A 17,224-nucleotide genomic window follows, 5' to 3' on the forward strand; every position below is an offset into this window, starting at 1 on the left:
TGGGGTGGCCTGGCGGGCTTGTCGGTGGGCCGGCCTTGGCGGGCCGAGGGGGGCTTTCGTGCCGATATGTGCCGGCATCCGGCGCATGTGGAGAATGGTCTTGTCCCGAGCCATTGCTGGACGGGAGGTCGGATGGACTTGCTGGATCGCTGATCCCATCGCTTTCGCGAACGGCGTGGGCATGGCAAGGGCGCAAGGGTCATCACCGCGCGGTTCGATATCGAGGTGGGGCCGGCCTGTTGGCGGAAGGCAGGGTTCAAATGCGCGCGCCGATCCTGCGGGGGAAATGGGGTCGACATGCCTGTCATCCTGGCGCCGGCGCCAAAGCGGCCTTTGCCGGGGGTATCGCCCTAGCCGGCGCGTTGTCCGCCATGGCGCTTTGGGGCCGACCGTCAGGACAGCGAGCTTTCCCGATACGTCCATTTGGCAGAGGCTCGTTCTGGGTTCGGGTCGGGCGCGCGGTGATATCGTGGCCCGGCTGCAAGGCGGGGCTTTCGCGGATCCGGGGCGCGCGGCCATGGGAGAGGCCGGTGCGAAGGGATCGCACCGGCCCGAGGGTTAACCCTATGCCCTGTCCGCCGGAGGTGCCTTACCAGTCGAAGACATGCGCCAGCAGGATGGTGTTGGTGCCGACCGTGATCAGCGTGCCTTGCGAGGTCACCGTCTCGCGATAGGAGGCGCCGCCCAGGTCGATCACGTCCACCCCGGCATCGAAGCCGAGGACCGTGTCTTTGCCGAACGCGCCGCGGAAGATCAGCGTGTCGCGGTCGCCGTCTCCGGGGGCGTAGCTGTTGTAGAACTCGCCGTTCGCGCTGATCAGGTCATTGCCGGCGCCGCCGGTGATGGTGTCGCGCCCCTCGCCGCCCTCCAAGGTGTCATTCCCGCGCGAGCCGATCAGGACATCGTCGCCCCAGCGGGTATTGCCGTGAAAGCCCGTGCCCGTGGAGCTGATCGTGGCATTCGCCCCGGTCATGGTGTCGCGCCCCTCATGGGTCCAGACGGTTTCGAATTGGGAATAGGTCAATGTGCTGCGCGCGCCGCCGATATTGGTCGCGGCATTGCCCGCGGTCGAGCCGTCCGCCGCGATGCTGGTGATGTTGGTCGCGACACCCGCCGAATTCTCCCAGCCGGCCTTGATCCAGATGTTGATCACGTCCGAGCCGGCGCCGCCATAGATAGTGTCGTTCCCGACGACCTCATCGAAATTGCCCTGACCCCAGCGGATGTTGTCAGTGCCCGCGCCGCCGAAGATCAGGTCGTTTCCGGTCGAGCTTTGGACGAAGTCGTCACCCGCACCGGCGCGGATCGTGTCATTGCCCGAACCGCCATCGATGAAATCGCCGCCCCGGCTACCGATGATGCTGTCATTGCCGCCCCCGGCATAGAGGGTCAGGCCGTGGACGGGCGTGCCGCCATGCGCCGATTCCAGCGTCGCGCTGGCGGCGTTGACGGTGTCGTTGCCGTCGCCCAGGTGGATGCGCTCGATCCCGGTAAAGGTCAGCCGGCCCTTGCTGCTGGTCGCGACGCCGTCCTCGCTGGTGCTGAAGGTCAGCGAGACGGGACTGGTTTTGAAATACAGGCGGTCGCCGCCGGTTTTCTCACCATAGACATTGCTGTCGTAACGCTCGTTTAGATCGCCGCCATGAATGGTGGCATTACCGCTGGTGTAATAGAATTCGTCCGCGCCATTCAGGCCCGAGACGGTCTGGTTCGCGATGATGGTGATCTTATCGTCTGAATTAGTAGGCAAGTTACCCTCGCAACGATGCTTGGCCCTTTATTTGGCCTGGTTGATTGCTCTCCGGTTCTGGATCGCATGGGGAGGTGGGGCCGGCACGGATCGCCTATAGGATGTTTTTCATATTAATCATGACTATAGAGGGACCAGAATCGCGGATTCGCCGCGTTCTGGTCGGTTCACATTGACCCCATCGTTAACCACGCCGCGCGAAGGGCGCGGCATCAGGACACAACAAACCATATCCGGCGACCTTGATGGACCGTCGAGTGGCATGCAGATACATCTTTTACGGGAGTTTATTTTATAATATTCCCGTGACGCTAGTGACATCAAGGGATCGATAACCCCTGATTCCGCGAATCGCTAGCACTTCATCGTGCTTTCCTTCAATTGGACCAGATTTGGCACGTTTCCGCCGCATGGCTGCGTGAAATTGCCGATCTGAACCTGTCCGTTTGGTTTAGGACCCGCCAATTCGCAATTCGCTGCGACACTAAAATTGCATAATTGCGACATGCCTGCGGTTTCGCGTCGATGACACGCGGGGAAAGCTGCGCCATAAAGCAGTGCCCGACGCCTCCGCGCAGCCGGAAAGGGACGATTCTGCGAGCTTTTTCCAGATCCTGCGGTGGGTGTGAATGGCACGGAACCGGCACTCGGTGCCTTGATGCTAGGCAATGCCGGCATGGTTGCCCAAGTCGTGCACATGCCGGTTGCAATAGCGCGGGGCAGCCGCTTAGGCTTGATCAGCGGAACAACAAAAATTGAACAGGGGGCCCGCATTTGGCAATCGCAGCCGGTAATGACGCGTTCGTCGTCTTCGATCATGTGCAGAAAAGCTATGATGGCCAGACGCTTGTGGTTAAGGATTTGAACCTCAGGATTGGCCAGGGCGAATTTTTGACCATGCTGGGGCCGTCCGGCTCGGGCAAGACCACCTGCCTGATGATGCTGGCGGGGTTCGAGACCGCCACCCATGGCGAGATCCGGCTGAACGGCCGCAATATCAATGACGTGCCGCCCCACAAGCGCGGGATCGGCATGGTGTTCCAGAACTATGCGCTGTTCCCGCACATGACCGTGGGCGAGAATCTGGCCTTTCCGCTGGAAGTGCGGGGGATGGATTCCTCGGAACGCAATACCCGCGTCGCGAGAGCGCTGGATATGGTGCAGATGTCCAAATTCGCGAACCGCCGCCCGGCCCAGCTTTCCGGCGGCCAGCAGCAGCGGATCGCGCTGGCCCGCGCGCTGGTCTTCGACCCGGAACTGGTCCTGATGGACGAGCCTCTGGGCGCGCTCGACAAGCAGTTGCGCGAGCATATGCAGCTTGAGATCAAGGCCCTGCACGACCGGCTGGGCATTACTGTGGTCTATGTCACCCATGACCAGGGCGAGGCGCTGACCATGTCGGATCGCATCGCCGTCTTCAACGATGGCCGCATCCAGCAACTGGCGCCGCCGCCGGTGCTTTACGAACAGCCCGAGAACAGTTTCGTCGCCGGCTTCATCGGCGAGAACAACGCCCTGCGCGGCAAGATCGAAAAGCTGGACGGCACCCGCGCCCTTGTGCGGCTGGGCAATGGCGATCTGATCGACGCGACGGCCGTGAACATTCACGACACCGGGCAGGCCACGACCGTCTCGATCCGGCCCGAGCGGGTCGAGTTCAAGCCCGACCTGATGCCCCCCGGCGCCCATACGCTGGAGGCCCAGGTCCGCGACGTGATCTATATGGGAGATATCCTGCGGGCGCGGTTGAAGGTTGCGGGCCAGGACGACTTCGTGATGAAATACCGCAATACCTTGGGTCAGGTCCGGCTTAGCCCCGGCCAGAGCATTCGCATCGGCTGGCACCCCGAGGATGCCCGCGCGCTGGACCCGGTATGACTTTCCTCTTTTGCTGCCAGGAGCCACTATGAGAACTACCCTTCTGCTGAGCACCGCCCTGATCGTCATGGGTGCAGCCGCCCAGGCCCAGGACAAGTCGTTGACCATTCTGGGCTGGGGCGGCGCCTATGGCGCGGCGCAGGTCGAGGCATATCTGAAGCCCTTCGAGGCCAAGACCGGGATCAAGGCAGTGATGGTCGATGCCGATAACCCCGCCACCCCGATCAAGGGTCAGGTCGAGGCCGGCAACGTGACCACCGATGTCGCCTCGGTAGAATATGCCGATGCCGTGCGCCTTTGCGACGAGGGGCTGGTCGAGCAGATCGACCCGGCCATCCTGACCCCGGCGCCCGACGGCACCTCGGCCCAGGACGACTTCCTGTCCGGCGCCGTGACCGATTGCTTCGTGGGCACGGATGTCTATTCCTCGGTCATCGCCTATGACGAGACCAAGTTTCCCGATGCCAAGCCGACCGGCCCGGCCGATTTCTTCGATCTTGAGAAATTCCCCGGCAAGCGCACCATGCGCAAGGGCGCGAAATTCGGCCTGGAGCTGGCACTGATGGCCGATGGCGTGCCCCCCGAGCAGGTCTATGAGGTCATGGCCACGCCCGAGGGCGTCGACCGCGCCTTCAAAAAGCTCGACACGATCAAGAAGGACGTGATCTGGTATGAGGCCAACTCCCAGGCCCCGCAGCTTCTGGCCGATGGTGAGGTCAGCATGGCCTTTGCCTTCAACGGCCGGATCTTCGACGCCGCCTTGAAAGAGAAGAAGCCCTTCAAGATCGTCTGGAACGGCCAGGTCTATGAGCTTGAGGGCTGGGTGATCCCCAAGGGCGCGCCCAACCTGGAGGCGGCGAAGGAATTCGTGGCCTTCTCGACCTCGACCGAGCCGCAGGCCCATGCGGCCGAGTTCATCAGCTATGGCCCGCCGCGCAAATCCTCGGCGGCGATTGTCGGCAATGTCGTGGGCACCGATGTGCCGATGGCGCCGAACCTGCCGACCTATGCCGACAACCTCGTCGGCTCGCTGGCGATCGACACCGACTTCTGGGCCGATCACGATACCGAGCTGAAAGAGCGTTTCAGCGCCTGGCTGGTCGCGAACTAAGCCTTTTCGGATCGCGGCGTCCCCCTTGCCGCGATCCGGTCCGCATCCCCGGATGCCAATAAAGGCGGCCAATGCGCCGCAAGCCACCAAAGGGAGAAAGACCATGAAGAAAACTTTTATTCTGACCTCGGCGCTTTGCGGCGTGGCCTTCGCGGCCCATGCCCAGAACAAAGAGGTCAACGTCGTCTCATGGGGCGGCGCCTATGAGACGTCCCAGGTCGAGGCTTATAACAAGCCCTTCGCCGCGAAGACCGGCATCAAGGTCAACATGATCGCCGCCGACAACCCGGCGACGCCGCTGAAGGCGCAGGTCGAGGCGAAAAACATCACCGGAGACGTTTTCGACATCGAGGTCTCGGACGCGATTCGCATGTGCGACGAGGGCGCGTTGATCGAAATCGACCCGGCCAGCCTGCCGCCCGCGCCCGACGGCACGCCCGCGATCGACGACTTCATCCCCGGCGCGCTGCTGGATTGCGCGGTGGCGAATATCTTCTGGGGCACGGTCATCGCCTTCGATCAGACCAAGTTCGGCGATGCCAAGCCCGCGACCGCCGCCGATTTCTTTGATACCGCCAAGTTCCCGGGCAAGCGGGGCCTGCCCAAGAACCCCAAGCGCACGCTGTATCTGGCGCTGATCGCCGATGGCGTGGCGCCCGACAAGATCTATGAGACCCTGGCCACGCCCGAGGGCGTGGACCGCGCCTTCGCCAAGCTGGACACCATCAAGTCCAGCGTGGTCTGGTGGGAAGCTGGCGCCCAGCCGGTGCAGCTTCTGGCCGATGGCGAGGTGGCGATGACCACCGTCTATAACGGCCGGATCTTCGACGCCATGGTAGGCGAGGGTAAGCCCTTCGAGATCATCTGGGACGGGCAATACATGGACATGGACATGTATGTCATTCCCAAAGGCGCGCCCAACCCCGAGGCGGCGCTAGAATATCTGAAGTTCTCGACCGACACCCAGCGTCTGGCCGATCAGGCGAAATGGATCGCCTATGGCCCGTCGCGGAAATCCTCGGCGGCGCTGGTCGGCCTCTACAAGGACGGCAAGACCGAGATGGCGCCGCATATGCCGACCAGTCCCGAGCATATGAAAACCGCCGTCATGGACGACCCGGAGTTCTGGGCTGATCACAGCGCCGAGCTTGCCGAACGGTTCAACGCCTGGCTGGCCGCGAACTGACTGCCGCGCGCTCCGTGGCTCGGTTCCGGCCGGGCCACAGGGTTTTCGAATAACCAGCAGATCGACAAGGGCACCCAGGATGGCCAACGCGCTTGACCCCCATGCCGCCATCGCGACCCAGGCCGGCGGCCCTGACGATGGCGGGATGCTGAAGACCGCCGACGGACGGCCGCTGAAATCGGCGCTGGCGCGCAGTTCCCGCCGCGCCCGGCGCCGGGCCTTCCTGCTGGTGCTGCCGCTTTTGCTGTTCATCGTGCTGACCTTTATCGTGCCCATCGGGCAGATGCTGCAACGCTCGGTCAAGAATGACGGCTTCTCGGCCAATATGCCGGCGCTCAGCGCCTGGTTCGCCGAGAATCCGGCCGGCACGCCCCCCGACGATGCAGGCTGGCAGGCGCTTGCCCAGGACCTGCAAGCGGTGGCCCAGGCGCGCACCATCGGCATTGTCGGCACCCGGATCAATTACGACCTGCCCGGCACGCGCTCGCTCTTCACGGCGGCGGGACGCAAGGCACGGGACGGCATCCAGCCCCCTTACCGCGAGAATGTCCTGGCGATGGACCAGAAATGGGGCGATCCCAAGCTCTGGTCGGTGATGCGCGAGGCGTCCTCTCCCTATACTAGCAATTTCTATCTCGCGGCGATCGACCGCGCGCGGGACGAGAAGGGCGAGATCGTCCAGGCACCCGAGCAGCAGCGGATCTACGTCAAGCTTTTCCTGCGCACCTTCTGGCTCTCGCTGGTCATCACCTGCACCACCTTCCTGCTGGGCTTTCCCATCGCGCATCTGCTGGCGACGCTGCCGATGCGCAAGTCGAACCTGCTGATGATCCTGGTGCTCCTGCCGTTCTGGACCTCGCTCCTGGTGCGGACCACCGCCTGGATGGTGCTCTTGCAACAGCAGGGCGTGGTCAATGATATCCTGGTCTGGCTGGGGGTGATCGGCGACAATCAACGATTGCAGATGATCTTCAACCAGACCGGCACGATCATCGCGATGACGCATATCCTGCTGCCCTTCATGATCCTGCCGCTTTATTCGGTGATGCGGACGATCAACCCCAGCTACGTCCGGGCGGCGCGATCCCTGGGCGCGACAAGCTGGACGGCCTTCCGTAGGGTCTATTTCCCGCAGACCCTGCCGGGGCTGGGCGCTGGGGCGCTTCTGGTCTTCATCCTGGCGGTCGGTTATTACATCACACCGGCACTGGTCGGCGGCTCCAGCGGACAGCTCATCTCGAACATGATCGCGATGCATATGACGCAGACGCTGAACTGGTCCATGGCGGCGGCGCTGGCGGCGCTTCTGCTGGGCGGCGTCCTGATCCTTTACTGGGTCTATGACCGGCTCGTCGGCATCGACAACCTGAAACTGGGGTAATCACCATGGCGCTTCCGACCTATGCCTCGCCCTTGGAGAAAGCCTGGCACTATGCCTATCTGGCGATCTGCGGGGCGATCTTCTTCTTCCTGATCGCGCCCATCGTCGTGGTGATCCCGCTCAGCTTCAACGCCGAGCCCTATTTCACCTTCACCGACAAAATGCTCTCCTTCGATCCCGACGGTTATTCGATGCGCTGGTATGACAGCCTGCTGACCTTCGGCATGCAGCAGCCCGACACCGCGCGCGGACTAAGCTGGTGGGCGGATGCCTGGCACAACGCGAAATGGATCCAGGCGACGAAAAGCTCGCTCATCGTGGGCTTTTTCGCGACGATCCTGGCGACGGTGCTGGGCACATTGGCGGCGCTGGGCCTGTCGCGCCCGGAAATGCCCTTCCGCCGGATCATCATGGCGATGCTGATCTCGCCCATGATCGTGCCGATCATCATCACGGCGACGGGGATGTTCTTCTTCTACTCGAACCCCTGCGAGCCGCTGACCTGGATCGGGCTGAACCTGCAATGCGGCAAGCTCGCCGGCACCTACCTGGGCGTGATCCTGGCCCATGCGACGCTGGGCATTCCCTTCGTCATCATCACGGTGACGGCGACGCTGATCGGCTTCGACCAGTCGCTGGCCCGCGCCGCCTCCAGCCTGGGCGCCAACCCGCGCACCACCTTCTTCCGCATCATCATGCCACTGATCCTGCCGGGCGTGATCTCGGGCGCGCTCTTTGCCTTCGTGACCTCCTTCGACGAGGTCGTCGCGGTCCTGTTCATCGCCGGTCCAGATCAACAGACCATCCCGCGCCAGATGTGGAACGGCATTCGCGAACAGATCAGCCCCGCGATCCTGGCCGTCGCGACGCTGCTCGTCATCTTCTCGATCGCGCTGCTGGCGGTGGTGGAGCTCCTGCGGCGCCGCTCGGAACGCCTGCGCGGCATCACGCCCCACTGACCAAGGCCGCCCTCAAGGGGCGGCCTTCTCTCGGGCTTCTTCGTTTCACAAATACCCCCCGCCGGAGGCGCCTTCACGGCAGGACCAGGATCCAGAACCAGATCGTCAGGATGGATAGCGCGGTCGAGACCAGCACCGTAGAAGCCGCCACCCGCTTGGCCGAATTGTAGATCGAGGCGAACAGATAGGCGTTCACCCCCGGCGCCATGCTGGCGGTGATCACGGACGAGCGCATGGCCCCGGTGGGAAGCTGGAACAGATGCCCCAGCCCATAGGTCGTGACCGGGTGGATCACCAGCGAACACAGGCAGCATATGGCGATGGCGGTGCTGTCCCCCTCGGGGCGATAGCGGTAAAGGACGCCCCCCAGTCCGAACAGCGCGGCGGGCAGGGCGGCGCGCGCCATCATGTCGGCGGCGGCCCAGAAACCCTGCGGCAGGACCAGCCCGGCATGGGTCAGGAAATTCGTCGCTGCCCCGCACAGGATGCCGATGATCAGCGGCGTGTGCAGGACGCCCGACAGCGCGCGCATGGCGATCTGGCCCACGGCCAGGCTCTGCCCCCGCGCGCGGGCGATTTCCATCATGGTGATGCCGAAAGTGTAAAGCAGCGGCGAATGGATGGCGATGATGGCGATGTTGCCGGCCACCGCCTCGGCGCCATAGGCGCGCTCCATGATCGGGATACCCAGCAGCAGCGAATTCGAAAACAGGCAGCAGAACCCGATCGCCACCGCATCCATGGCGGGCCGCTTCAGCCAGAAAAGCGCCAGCGTCCAGCCGATGAAATAGGACAGGAACGCCCCGGTATAGAAGGCGATCCACATGCCCAGGTTGAAATTCTCGGCCATGTCCAGCCGCGCCACCTGCGTGAACAGCAGGACCGGCACCGCGAAATTCTGGGCGAATCGCATCAGCCCGTCGACGGCCACCTCGCTGAAGACCTTGCGCCATGCGACCAGATAGCCAAAGCCGATGATCAGAAAGACCGGCAGGATGACATCGATCAGAACGGTCATGTCAGATGCAGTTCCATTCCGTCATAAGCCGGGACCACATGCGCGGGCGTCTCGGCCATGACCGCGTCGTAGTCCAGGTCGAAATGCATATTGGTGATCACCCCCCGCCGCGCGCCCGAGCGGGAAATCCATTCCAGCGCCAGGTCCAGATGGGCATGGCTGGGATGCGGGCGGCGTCGCAGCGCGTCGCAGACAAAGATCTCGGCGCCCCGGATTTCGGGCCAGGCCGCTTCGGGGATCGCCTTCACATCCGGCAGATAGACCAGCCCGCCCGCCTCGGCCTCGATCCGAAAGCCAAGCGCGTGGATATCGCCATGCGAAACCTCGAAGGGCCGCATCCGCAATTCGCCCCCGGCCCCGGCCACCGCGAAAGGCCCGGCGATCCGCACCAGCCGGCAGATCGGCGGATAGGATGAGCCGGGCGGCGTCTGGAACACATAGCCAAAGCGCGTCGCCAGCACCTCGGCGGTGGCCGCGTCGGCATGAACCGGCAGCATGCGGTCCATGTTGAACACGATCTGGCGCAGATCGTCGATGCCGTGGATATGGTCGGCGTGGGGATGGGTATAGACCACGGCATCCAGATGGCCGATCCCCGCATCCAGAAGCTGCGGCACCAGATCGGGCCCGGTGTCGATCAGCACCCGCGTCACTCCGTTCTCGGCTTCGCGCTCCAGCAGAAGCGCGCAGCGGCGGCGGCGGTTCCTGGGATTGGAGGGGTCGCATTCGCCCCAATGCCCGCCCAGTCTGGGAACCCCACCGGACGACCCGCAGCCCAGGATCGTCGCCTTGATCATGCGGCGGCCTTGCTGAAAAGCCGGTCGAAGTTACGGCTGGTCCGGGCGCGGAACTCGGCCTCGTCCAGCCCTAGCGCCTCGGCCCCGATCCGGGCGGTATGGGCGACATAGGCCGGCTCGTTGCGCTTGCCGCGATGGGGTGGCGGGGCCAGATAGGGGGCGTCCGTTTCGACCAGGATGCGGTCCGGGGGGGCGGCGGCGAAGATCTCGCGGATCTCGGCCGAGCGCGGGAAGGCCGCGATTCCCGACATCGAAAGATAAAAGCCCAGATCCAGCGCCGCTCGTGCCAGTTCCGGCCCGCTGGTATAGCAATGCATCACGCCGGAGAAGGCGCCGGCGCGGTGCTCTTCGGTCAGGATGCGGGTCATGTCGGCATCGGCATCGCGGGAGTGGACGATCAGCGGCAGCCCGGTGCGGCGCGCGGCCTCGATATGCAGGCGCAGGCTTTCGGCCTGAACCGCCGCGCTTTCGGCGGTGTAGTGATAGTCGAGGCCCGTTTCGCCGATGCCGACGAATTTCGGGTGCCGGGCCAGGGCGACCAGTTCCTCGACCCGGATCAGAGGCTCTTCGGCGGCATGCATCGGATGGACGCCCGCGGCATAGAACAGCCCCTCATGCGCCTCGGCCAGGGCGCGGACGGCCGGCTCTTTCGGCATGCGGGTGCAGATCGTGACCATGCGGGTGACGCCGGCGGCGCGCGCGCGGGCGATCAGTTCGGCGGTCTGGCCCTCGAAATCCGGGAAATCCAGGTGACAATGGCTGTCGACCAAGTCGGGAAGGGCAGGGCTGTCGGACATCGGGGTTCCTGTCGGCTCAGGCTTGCGGGACAGGCTGGTTCGCAAGCCCGATCAGCATATCCATCACCAGCGCCGCCGGGTCAAGGTTGACTGCCCGCCCGGCGCGTGCGCGCGCCGAAAGCTCGGCCTGGGCACTGGCCCAATGGCGCGCGGCCGCCGCATCGGGGGCCAGGCGGGTCAGGGTCTCGGCCTCGCCCTCGGCGGCTTCGGGGAAGGGGGCGCCCAGCAGGCCGGTGCGGGCGGCGCGGGTCAGGAAGCGATCCAGCAGCGTCACCATCAGGTCGAAGGGATCACCCTCGGCTCCGGCGCGGCCTGCCGCCGCTTCGGCTAGGGTCGCCGCCGCGCGCCGGTCCATGCGGGGGAAATCGGCAAAAAGCCGGACGATTCGATGGTAAAGCGCCAGGCCGTCCTGGCCCGTCAACCGCACCGCCTCGCCGACCGAGCCGCCGGCCAGCGCCGCCAGCCGTGCCGCGTCGTCCGTGATGCCCAGATCGGCCAGGATCCGCGCCATCTGCGCGGGGTCCAGCGGATGCAGCCGCAATTCGCGGCAGCGCGAGCGGATCGTGGGCAAAAGCCGCCCCGGCTGATGCGCGACCAGGATCAGAACCGCGTCCCGTGGCGGCTCTTCAAGCTGTTTCAGCAGCGCATTCGCGGCGGCCTGGTTCATCTCGTCGGCGGCGTCGATGATGGCGACACGGCGCCCGCCTTCGGCCGCGCTCATGTGAAAGAAGCTCTGCAAGCGGCGGATCTCGTCCACGGTGATCTCGGCCCGGACGCGCCCGGTCCTTTCATCGACCGGGCGGCGGACCAGAAGCAGGCGCGGCTCGGACAAGGCGCGGATGCGGCGCACGGGCGCGGCCTCGGGGTCGGTTTCCAGCCGGTCGGGGGGGCCGCCCGCCAGCAGCCATTTCGCCATCGCCCAGGCAAGCGTGGCCTTGCCGGTGCCGCGCGGGCCGCATAGCAGCCAGCCATGGTGCAGCCGTCCCGCCTGGGCCGAGGCCAGGAAATCGCCCACCGCCGCGTCCTGGCCAAGGATCCGCAGGGCATCGCGCGGATGCGGCGCGCCGGGCACGCGGTCGGGTTCGGGCGGCGTCTCCTCGGTCATAGCGCGGCCAGGACGCGCGCGGCGACCTCCTCCTCCGAGCCGCGCCCGTCGATCACGCGGATTCGGTCGGGGAATTCCGCGGCCAGGTCCAGGAAGCCGTGGCGCAGCCGTTGCTGGAATTCCACGCCCAGGCTTTCGTAACGGTCCTCGGTCCCGCCCCGCGACCGGCCGCGTGCCAGCGAGACGGCGGGATCGATGTCGATGACGAAGCTGCGATCCGGCTCAAGTCCGATCACCAGGGCGTGCAGCGCCTCGACCAGTCGGCGGTTCTCGGCGCGGACAAGGCCCTGATAGACACGCGAGCTGTCGGCGAAACGGTCGGTCACGACCCAGGCGCCGCGCGCCAAAGCCGGACGGATCAGCCGCTCGACATGGTCGCGGCGGGCGGCGTTGAACAGAAGCAACTCGGTCTCGGGGGACCAGCGTTCGCCGCCCCCCTCGACCAGAAGGCGGCGGATCTCTTCGGCGCCGGGGCTGCCGCCCGGCTCTCGCGTGGGAATGCAGTCCTGGCCGCGCGCGGCCAGGGCAGCTACCAGCCTGCGCGCCTGGGTCGATTTGCCCGAGCCGTCGATTCCCTCGAAACTGATGAACATCGGATCAGTTCGAGACGGCCTGAACCGCGCGATGCCCCAGCCGCACGGCGGCGTTTTGCAGCCGCCCGACCACGCCCGCGCGGGCGATGTCCTCGGCCGCCAGAAGCGGCAGGCGCGATTGGCCGGCACCAGGGATGTTGACCAGAAGCTCGCCCAACTGATCTCCTTTCGTGATCGGCGCCTCGATCGGGCCATTGAACACCGCCTCGGCGGTCACGCCGGATTGCGAGCCGGCGGGGATCAGCACACGAACGCCGTCCCTGGTGGTCAGCCCGACGCGGCCGTGATCGCCCAGCCAGACCGGCGCCTGCGCCACGACCTCGCCCTGGGGCAGGATGGTGCGCATGGTGAATTGGCGATAGGCCCAGTTCACGATCCGCTCGGCCTCCTCGGCGCGGGCGCGGTCGCTGGGCAGGCCGGCGATGACGAAGACGATGCGTCTATCCCCCTGAACGGCCGAGCCGACCAGGCCATAGCCCGCCTCTTGCGTATGCCCGGTCTTCAGCCCATCCGCCCGCCAATCCGCACCGCCCAGCCGCAGCAGCGGATTGCGGTTGTTGGCGTTCGAGGGCACGCGGTTCTTGTAATTGTATTCCGTCAGCGCGAAATTCCTGTAAAGCTCGGGGAATGCGGTGATCAGCCGGGTCGCGAGGATGCCCAGGTCATGCATGCTCATGCGGTGATCGGGATGCGGCCAGCCCGAGGCATTGGCGAAATGCGAATTCGTCATTCCCAATTGCCGTGCCCGTTCGTTCATCAGTCGGGAGAAGGCTTCTTCGGTCCCGGCCAGCCCCTCGGCGACGACCACGCAGGCGTCGTTGCCCGAATTGATGATGATGCCGTGGATCAGCTCCTCGACCGTGGGGCGGTCGGCCGGCTCGACGAACATGCGCGAACCGCCCATCTGCCATGCCTTGTTCGAGACGGGGAAGGTCGTGTCCATGGCCACGCGCCCGTCATGCAGCGCCTCGAACAGCATGTTCAGCGTCATCAGCTTGGACATCGAGGCGGGCGGCAGCGGCTGGTCCGAGTTCTTTTCCATCAGCACGGTGCCGGTCGCCAGGTCATAGACCCAGGCGGCCGAGGCATTCGTGTCGAAGGCGCGCGCGGGCAAGGCCAGCACCAGGGTGAAGGCGAGGATGCGGAAAAGCAGAGCGCGCATGGTATCGTCCTTGGCAAGTCGTTCTGACCGCTATGGTTAGCCCAGTAGGGGCCGGCCCGCAACGCGGCAGGCCGGGCCTGCCGGCGAATTGAACAGCCTATGGTTGCGAGGCCACGGGCCGCGGGCCCGTCCCCCCATTTTTCCGCGCGACCTGGGCGTCGCGGCGATGCCGCTGCGTGCCTGCGGTGCGATCCTGCCGCCCCTAACCGCTTGCCCCCTGCAAGGCACCAGTGCGCTTCAATAGCTGCGGATCAGCCCGACCAGACGGCCTTGGACGCGGATCTTGTCCTCGGGCAGGATACGGGTTTCATAGGCTGGGTTCGCGGCCTCAAGCGCGATCATGCCGCCCTTGCGGCGATAGCGTTTCAGCGTCGCCTCGGACCCTTCGACCAGGGCCACGACGATCTCTCCGTTTTCGGCCGTGTCCTGTTCGCGGATCACCACCACGTCGCCGTCGTTGATCCCCGCCTCGATCATCGAATCGCCTTTGACTTCAAGCGCATAATGGCGTTCCTGGCCTGCCAGCATCGAGCCGGGCACGGCAATGTGATGCGAGATCTCGGAAATCGCCTCGATGGGCACGCCGGCCGCTATACGGCCCATCACCGGCAGATCTACCGCCGAGACCGAGATGGGCATCGCCCCGCGCGGCAGGGGCGCCGGCTGATCGGGGGCATCCCCGTCGATCACGCGCGGCTGAAAGCTTGTGCCCTTGCTGAGGCTGTCGGGCAGGCGGACAATTTCCAGCGCGCGGGCACGATGCGGCAGGCGGCGGATGAAGCCGCGTTCTTCAAGGGCGGTCACGAGGCGATGAATTCCCGATTTAGAGCGCAGGTCCAGCGCCAGTTTCATTTCGTCGAACGAGGGGGGCACCCCGTCGCGGGCCATGCGCGCCTGAATGAATTCAAGCAACTGGATTTGCTTCTTCGTCAGCATTGTCTGTCCCTGCTGTTCTGCGAATGCCATCGTGTTCCTTGAATGTTCTAGACGACCCGATCCCTTGCGTCAATCACTATGCCGATTCGGGTAAAGAAGCGGTTAAAGCGCCAGGAACGAAACTCTTTCCCCCGCCTTTCGCGCCGGATCGTGGGCCGGGCGGATCAGCAGCGCATCGGCCTGGGCCAGCAGCCACAGCCTTGCGCTGTCCTGATCGGCGAAGGGCTCGATCAGGGGCAGGTCGTCGCCCGGATGCAGGCGCGCGCGCAGGTAATGCTGGCGGTCCCCCTCGGGGGGGATGTCGCGGGCCAGGCGCGCATGGGCGGGCCAAGGCCCCGGCGGCAGGCCCTGCATGGCGTGGATCAGGGGCTGCATGAACAGTTTCGCGCAGACCACGGCCGAGACCGGGTTGCCCGGCAGGCCCAGCATCGCCGCCGTTCCCAACCGCCCCGCCATCAGCGGCTTTCCGGGCCGCATGGCCAGCTTGTAGAAGCTGCGCGCCATGCCCAGATCGGCCGCGACCCGTGCGATCAGGTCGTGATCGCCGACCGAGGCGCCGCCGATGGTCACGATCAGATCGGCACCCTCGGCCTGGTAGAAACGCTCGCGCAGGCTTTCCGCGCTGTCGCGGGCCAGCGGCAGGATCGCGGCCTCGGCCCCGGCCTCGCGGGCCAGCGCGGCGATGGCGATGTCGTTGCTGCTGACGATCTGGCCGGGCGCGGGCTCGGTGCCGGGGGGGACCAGTTCGTCCCCGCCGGCCAGCACCACCACCCGAGGCCGCCGCGCCACCGCGACCCGCGCGACATTCATCGCCGCGATCAGCGCCAGGTCCGAGGCGCGCAGGGGACGGCACGGATGAAACGCCTGCCCCCGCGCGAAATCATTGCCCTGGGGGCGGATGTTCAGGCCGGGGCCGGAGACCGGGATGGTGATGTCGTCGCCCTGACGGGTGACGATCTCTTGCATGATCACCCGGTCATAGCCCGCCGGGACGGGCGCGCCGGTGAAGATGCGCAGCGCCGTGCCGGGGGGCGTCGGGCCGTCATAGGGCGCGCCCGCCGCCGCCGTTCCGATCACCCGCAGCGGTCCGGGCAGGTCGGCCCCACGCAGCGCGTAGCCGTCCATGGCCGAGGCATCGAAGGGCGGTTGCGTCAGCCGCGCCAACGCCGGCCGCGCCAGCGCGCGCCCCAGCGCATCCTCGACGGCGATCTCCTCGGTTTCGGAAGGCATGGCAAGCGCCAGCACCAGGGCGCGGGCCTCATCGACGCCGATCATCATCTCCCCCTTTCAGGGCGCGTGGAAATCGCCCGATTTGCCGCCGGTTTTCGAAAGCAGCCGGATGCCCTCGATCCGCATATCCTTCTGCGCGGCCTTGAGCATGTCGTAAACGGTCAGGCAGGCGGTGCTGACGGCGGTCAGCGCCTCCATCTCCACGCCGGTCTTGCCCGTCGTGCGGACGGTCGCGGTGACGCGGATGCCCGGCAGGGCGGGATCGGCGGCCAGATCGACCGAGACCCTGGCGATCGGCAGCGGATGGCATAGCGGGATCAAGTCCGAGGTGCGCTTGGCCCCCATGATCCCCGCCAGCCGCGCCACGCCCAGCACGTCGCCCTTGGCGGCGCCACCTTGCGCGAGCGCCAGCGTCTCGGGGGCCATCACCACCAGCCCCTCGGCCACGGCTTCGCGCGCGGTGTCGGGCTTTTGCGACACATCGACCATATGCGCCTGCCCCGCCGCATCGAAATGCGTCAGGCTCATGCGGCGAGGCCCAGGATCTCGCGCGTCGCGGCGGTCACGTCCTGCCGCCGCATCAGGCTTTCGCCGATCAGGAAGCGGTCGATCCCGGCCTTGGCCATGCGGTCCAGGTCGGCGGGCGTGAAAAGCCCGCTCTCGCAGACCAGATCGCGCTCGTCCGGCACCATGGGCGCCAGCCGCAGCGTGGTTTCAAGGCTGACCTCGAAGGTCTTCAGATTGCGGTTGTTCACCCCGATCAGCGGCGATTTCAGGCGCAGGGCACGCTCTGTCTCGGCCTCGTCATGGACCTCGATCAGCGCATCCATGCCCCAGTGGAGGGCGGCATCCTCAAGCTCGGCGGCAAGGCTGTCCTCGACGCTCGCCATGATGATCAGGATGCAGTCGGCGCCCCAGGCGCGGGCCTCGGCGACCTGATAGGTGTCGTAAAGGAAATCCTTGCGCAGCGCGGGCAGCGCGCAGGCGGCGCGGGCGGCGGTCAGGAATTCGGGCGCGCCCTGAAAGCTGGGACCGTCCGTCAGGACCGACAGGCAGGCCGCCCCGCCGGCCTCATAGGCGCGCGCCAGCGCGGGCGGATCGAAATCGGGGCGGATCAGTCCTTTCGAGGGGCTGGCCTTCTTGATCTCGGCGATCAGCGCATGGCCCTGCGCGGCCTTGCCGGTCAGGGCGCGGGCGAAGCCGCGCGTCGGGCCTGCCTCGCGCGCGGCGGCCTCGACCTGCGACAGCGGGCGCGCGGCCTTGGCGGCGGCGATTTCCTCAAGCTTGTAGGCTTTGATGCGGTCCAGAATATCCATGCCTG

General features: G+C 65.9%; 16 protein-coding genes. 5 read left to right on the top strand and 11 right to left on the bottom strand.

Features of this window, described 5'->3' with window-relative positions:
* Positions 1-589: 589 nt before the first annotated feature.
* Positions 590-1,750 (bottom strand): calcium-binding protein, encoded by a 1,161-nt coding sequence (locus QM682_RS11500; RefSeq protein ID WP_415129837.1) that lies wholly within the window; start codon positions 1,748-1,750, stop codon positions 590-592.
* 774 nt (positions 1,751-2,524) lie between these two features.
* On the opposite strand from QM682_RS11500, the gene QM682_RS11505 reads away from it, so the two are divergent.
* The 5 genes from QM682_RS11505 to QM682_RS11525 all read left to right on the top strand — a co-directional run bounded on the left by QM682_RS11505 (position 2,525) and on the right by QM682_RS11525 (position 8,265).
* Positions 2,525-3,628 (top strand): ABC transporter ATP-binding protein, encoded by a 1,104-nt coding sequence (locus QM682_RS11505; protein WP_415129839.1) that lies wholly within the window; start codon positions 2,525-2,527, stop codon positions 3,626-3,628.
* A gap of 28 nt (positions 3,629-3,656) precedes the next feature.
* The gene (locus QM682_RS11510; protein WP_415129841.1) at positions 3,657-4,739 is read left to right on the top strand and encodes an ABC transporter substrate-binding protein; all 1,083 of its coding nucleotides are present in this window, start codon (positions 3,657-3,659) and stop codon (positions 4,737-4,739) included.
* Between the two features lie 103 nt (positions 4,740-4,842).
* Entirely contained in the window at positions 4,843-5,925 is a 1,083-nt protein-coding gene (locus tag QM682_RS11515) for an ABC transporter substrate-binding protein (RefSeq protein ID WP_415129843.1), read from the top strand.
* Between the two features lie 79 nt (positions 5,926-6,004).
* Complete coding sequence (locus tag QM682_RS11520) at positions 6,005-7,306, top strand: ABC transporter permease (protein ID WP_415129845.1); 1,302 nt, start codon at positions 6,005-6,007, stop codon at positions 7,304-7,306.
* A gap of 5 nt (positions 7,307-7,311) precedes the next feature.
* A complete protein-coding gene (locus QM682_RS11525; protein ID WP_415129847.1) occupies positions 7,312-8,265 on the top strand; it encodes an ABC transporter permease in 954 nt (317 codons plus the stop codon).
* Positions 8,266-8,338: 73 nt separating this feature from the next.
* Here QM682_RS11525 and QM682_RS11530 read toward each other — a convergent pair whose 3' ends face one another.
* From QM682_RS11530 to trpC, 10 genes are all read right to left on the bottom strand, one after another.
* Positions 8,339-9,283, bottom strand: a complete 945-nt coding sequence (locus QM682_RS11530) for an AEC family transporter (protein WP_415129849.1) — start codon at positions 9,281-9,283, stop codon at positions 8,339-8,341.
* On the bottom strand, positions 9,280-10,080 hold the full coding sequence (locus tag QM682_RS11535; protein ID WP_415129851.1) for an MBL fold metallo-hydrolase: 801 nt from the start codon (positions 10,078-10,080) through the stop codon (positions 9,280-9,282). Before QM682_RS11535 ends, QM682_RS11530 begins: the two co-directional genes overlap by 4 nt.
* Positions 10,077-10,877, bottom strand: a complete 801-nt coding sequence (locus QM682_RS11540; protein ID WP_415129853.1) for a TatD family hydrolase — start codon at positions 10,875-10,877, stop codon at positions 10,077-10,079. Before QM682_RS11540 ends, QM682_RS11535 begins: the two co-directional genes overlap by 4 nt.
* Positions 10,878-10,893: 16 nt before the next feature.
* On the bottom strand, positions 10,894-11,982 hold the full coding sequence (locus QM682_RS11545; RefSeq protein ID WP_415129855.1) for a DNA polymerase III subunit delta': 1,089 nt from the start codon (positions 11,980-11,982) through the stop codon (positions 10,894-10,896).
* The gene (gene tmk, locus QM682_RS11550; protein WP_415129857.1) at positions 11,979-12,575 is read right to left on the bottom strand and encodes a dTMP kinase; all 597 of its coding nucleotides are present in this window, start codon (positions 12,573-12,575) and stop codon (positions 11,979-11,981) included. The genes QM682_RS11545 and tmk overlap by 4 nt, the downstream gene beginning before the upstream one ends.
* 4 nt (positions 12,576-12,579) lie before the next feature.
* A complete protein-coding gene (locus tag QM682_RS11555) occupies positions 12,580-13,737 on the bottom strand; it encodes a D-alanyl-D-alanine carboxypeptidase family protein (RefSeq protein WP_415129859.1) in 1,158 nt (385 codons plus the stop codon).
* A gap of 237 nt (positions 13,738-13,974) precedes the next feature.
* Entirely contained in the window at positions 13,975-14,673 is a 699-nt protein-coding gene (lexA, locus tag QM682_RS11560; RefSeq protein WP_415129861.1) for a transcriptional repressor LexA, read from the bottom strand.
* Positions 14,674-14,775: 102 nt separating this feature from the next.
* The gene (gene glp / locus QM682_RS11565) at positions 14,776-15,948 is read right to left on the bottom strand and encodes a gephyrin-like molybdotransferase Glp (RefSeq protein WP_415129863.1); all 1,173 of its coding nucleotides are present in this window, start codon (positions 15,946-15,948) and stop codon (positions 14,776-14,778) included.
* A 12-nt stretch (positions 15,949-15,960) separates the two neighbouring features.
* On the bottom strand, positions 15,961-16,431 hold the full coding sequence (moaC, locus tag QM682_RS11570) for a cyclic pyranopterin monophosphate synthase MoaC (RefSeq protein WP_415129865.1): 471 nt from the start codon (positions 16,429-16,431) through the stop codon (positions 15,961-15,963).
* Positions 16,428-17,219, bottom strand: a complete 792-nt coding sequence (gene trpC, locus QM682_RS11575; RefSeq protein WP_415129866.1) for an indole-3-glycerol phosphate synthase TrpC — start codon at positions 17,217-17,219, stop codon at positions 16,428-16,430. The genes moaC and trpC overlap by 4 nt, the downstream gene beginning before the upstream one ends.
* Between the last annotated feature and the right edge of the window lie 5 nt (positions 17,220-17,224).

Origin of the sequence: Paracoccus sp. (in: a-proteobacteria) (assembly GCF_047605025.1) — a bacterium.
GTDB lineage: Bacteria > Pseudomonadota > Alphaproteobacteria > Rhodobacterales > Rhodobacteraceae > Paracoccus.

Coding starts and splice junctions, on each gene's coding strand:
- QM682_RS11510 (WP_415129841.1), top strand. CDS start 3,657: ATGAGAACTACCCTTCTGCTGAGCACCGCCCTGATCGTCATGGGTGCA.
- QM682_RS11515 (WP_415129843.1), top strand. CDS start 4,843: ATGAAGAAAACTTTTATTCTGACCTCGGCGCTTTGCGGCGTGGCCTTC.
- QM682_RS11520 (WP_415129845.1), top strand. CDS start 6,005: ATGGCCAACGCGCTTGACCCCCATGCCGCCATCGCGACCCAGGCCGGC.
- QM682_RS11525 (WP_415129847.1), top strand. CDS start 7,312: ATGGCGCTTCCGACCTATGCCTCGCCCTTGGAGAAAGCCTGGCACTAT.
- QM682_RS11530 (WP_415129849.1), bottom strand. CDS start 9,283: ATGACCGTTCTGATCGATGTCATCCTGCCGGTCTTTCTGATCATCGGC.
- QM682_RS11535 (WP_415129851.1), bottom strand. CDS start 10,080: ATGATCAAGGCGACGATCCTGGGCTGCGGGTCGTCCGGTGGGGTTCCC.
- QM682_RS11540 (WP_415129853.1), bottom strand. CDS start 10,877: ATGTCCGACAGCCCTGCCCTTCCCGACTTGGTCGACAGCCATTGTCAC.
- QM682_RS11545 (WP_415129855.1), bottom strand. CDS start 11,982: ATGACCGAGGAGACGCCGCCCGAACCCGACCGCGTGCCCGGCGCGCCG.
- tmk (WP_415129857.1), bottom strand. CDS start 12,575: ATGTTCATCAGTTTCGAGGGAATCGACGGCTCGGGCAAATCGACCCAG.
- QM682_RS11555 (WP_415129859.1), bottom strand. CDS start 13,737: ATGCGCGCTCTGCTTTTCCGCATCCTCGCCTTCACCCTGGTGCTGGCC.
- lexA (WP_415129861.1), bottom strand. CDS start 14,673: ATGCTGACGAAGAAGCAAATCCAGTTGCTTGAATTCATTCAGGCGCGC.
- glp (WP_415129863.1), bottom strand. CDS start 15,948: ATGATCGGCGTCGATGAGGCCCGCGCCCTGGTGCTGGCGCTTGCCATG.
- moaC (WP_415129865.1), bottom strand. CDS start 16,431: ATGAGCCTGACGCATTTCGATGCGGCGGGGCAGGCGCATATGGTCGAT.
- trpC (WP_415129866.1), bottom strand. CDS start 17,219: ATGGATATTCTGGACCGCATCAAAGCCTACAAGCTTGAGGAAATCGCC.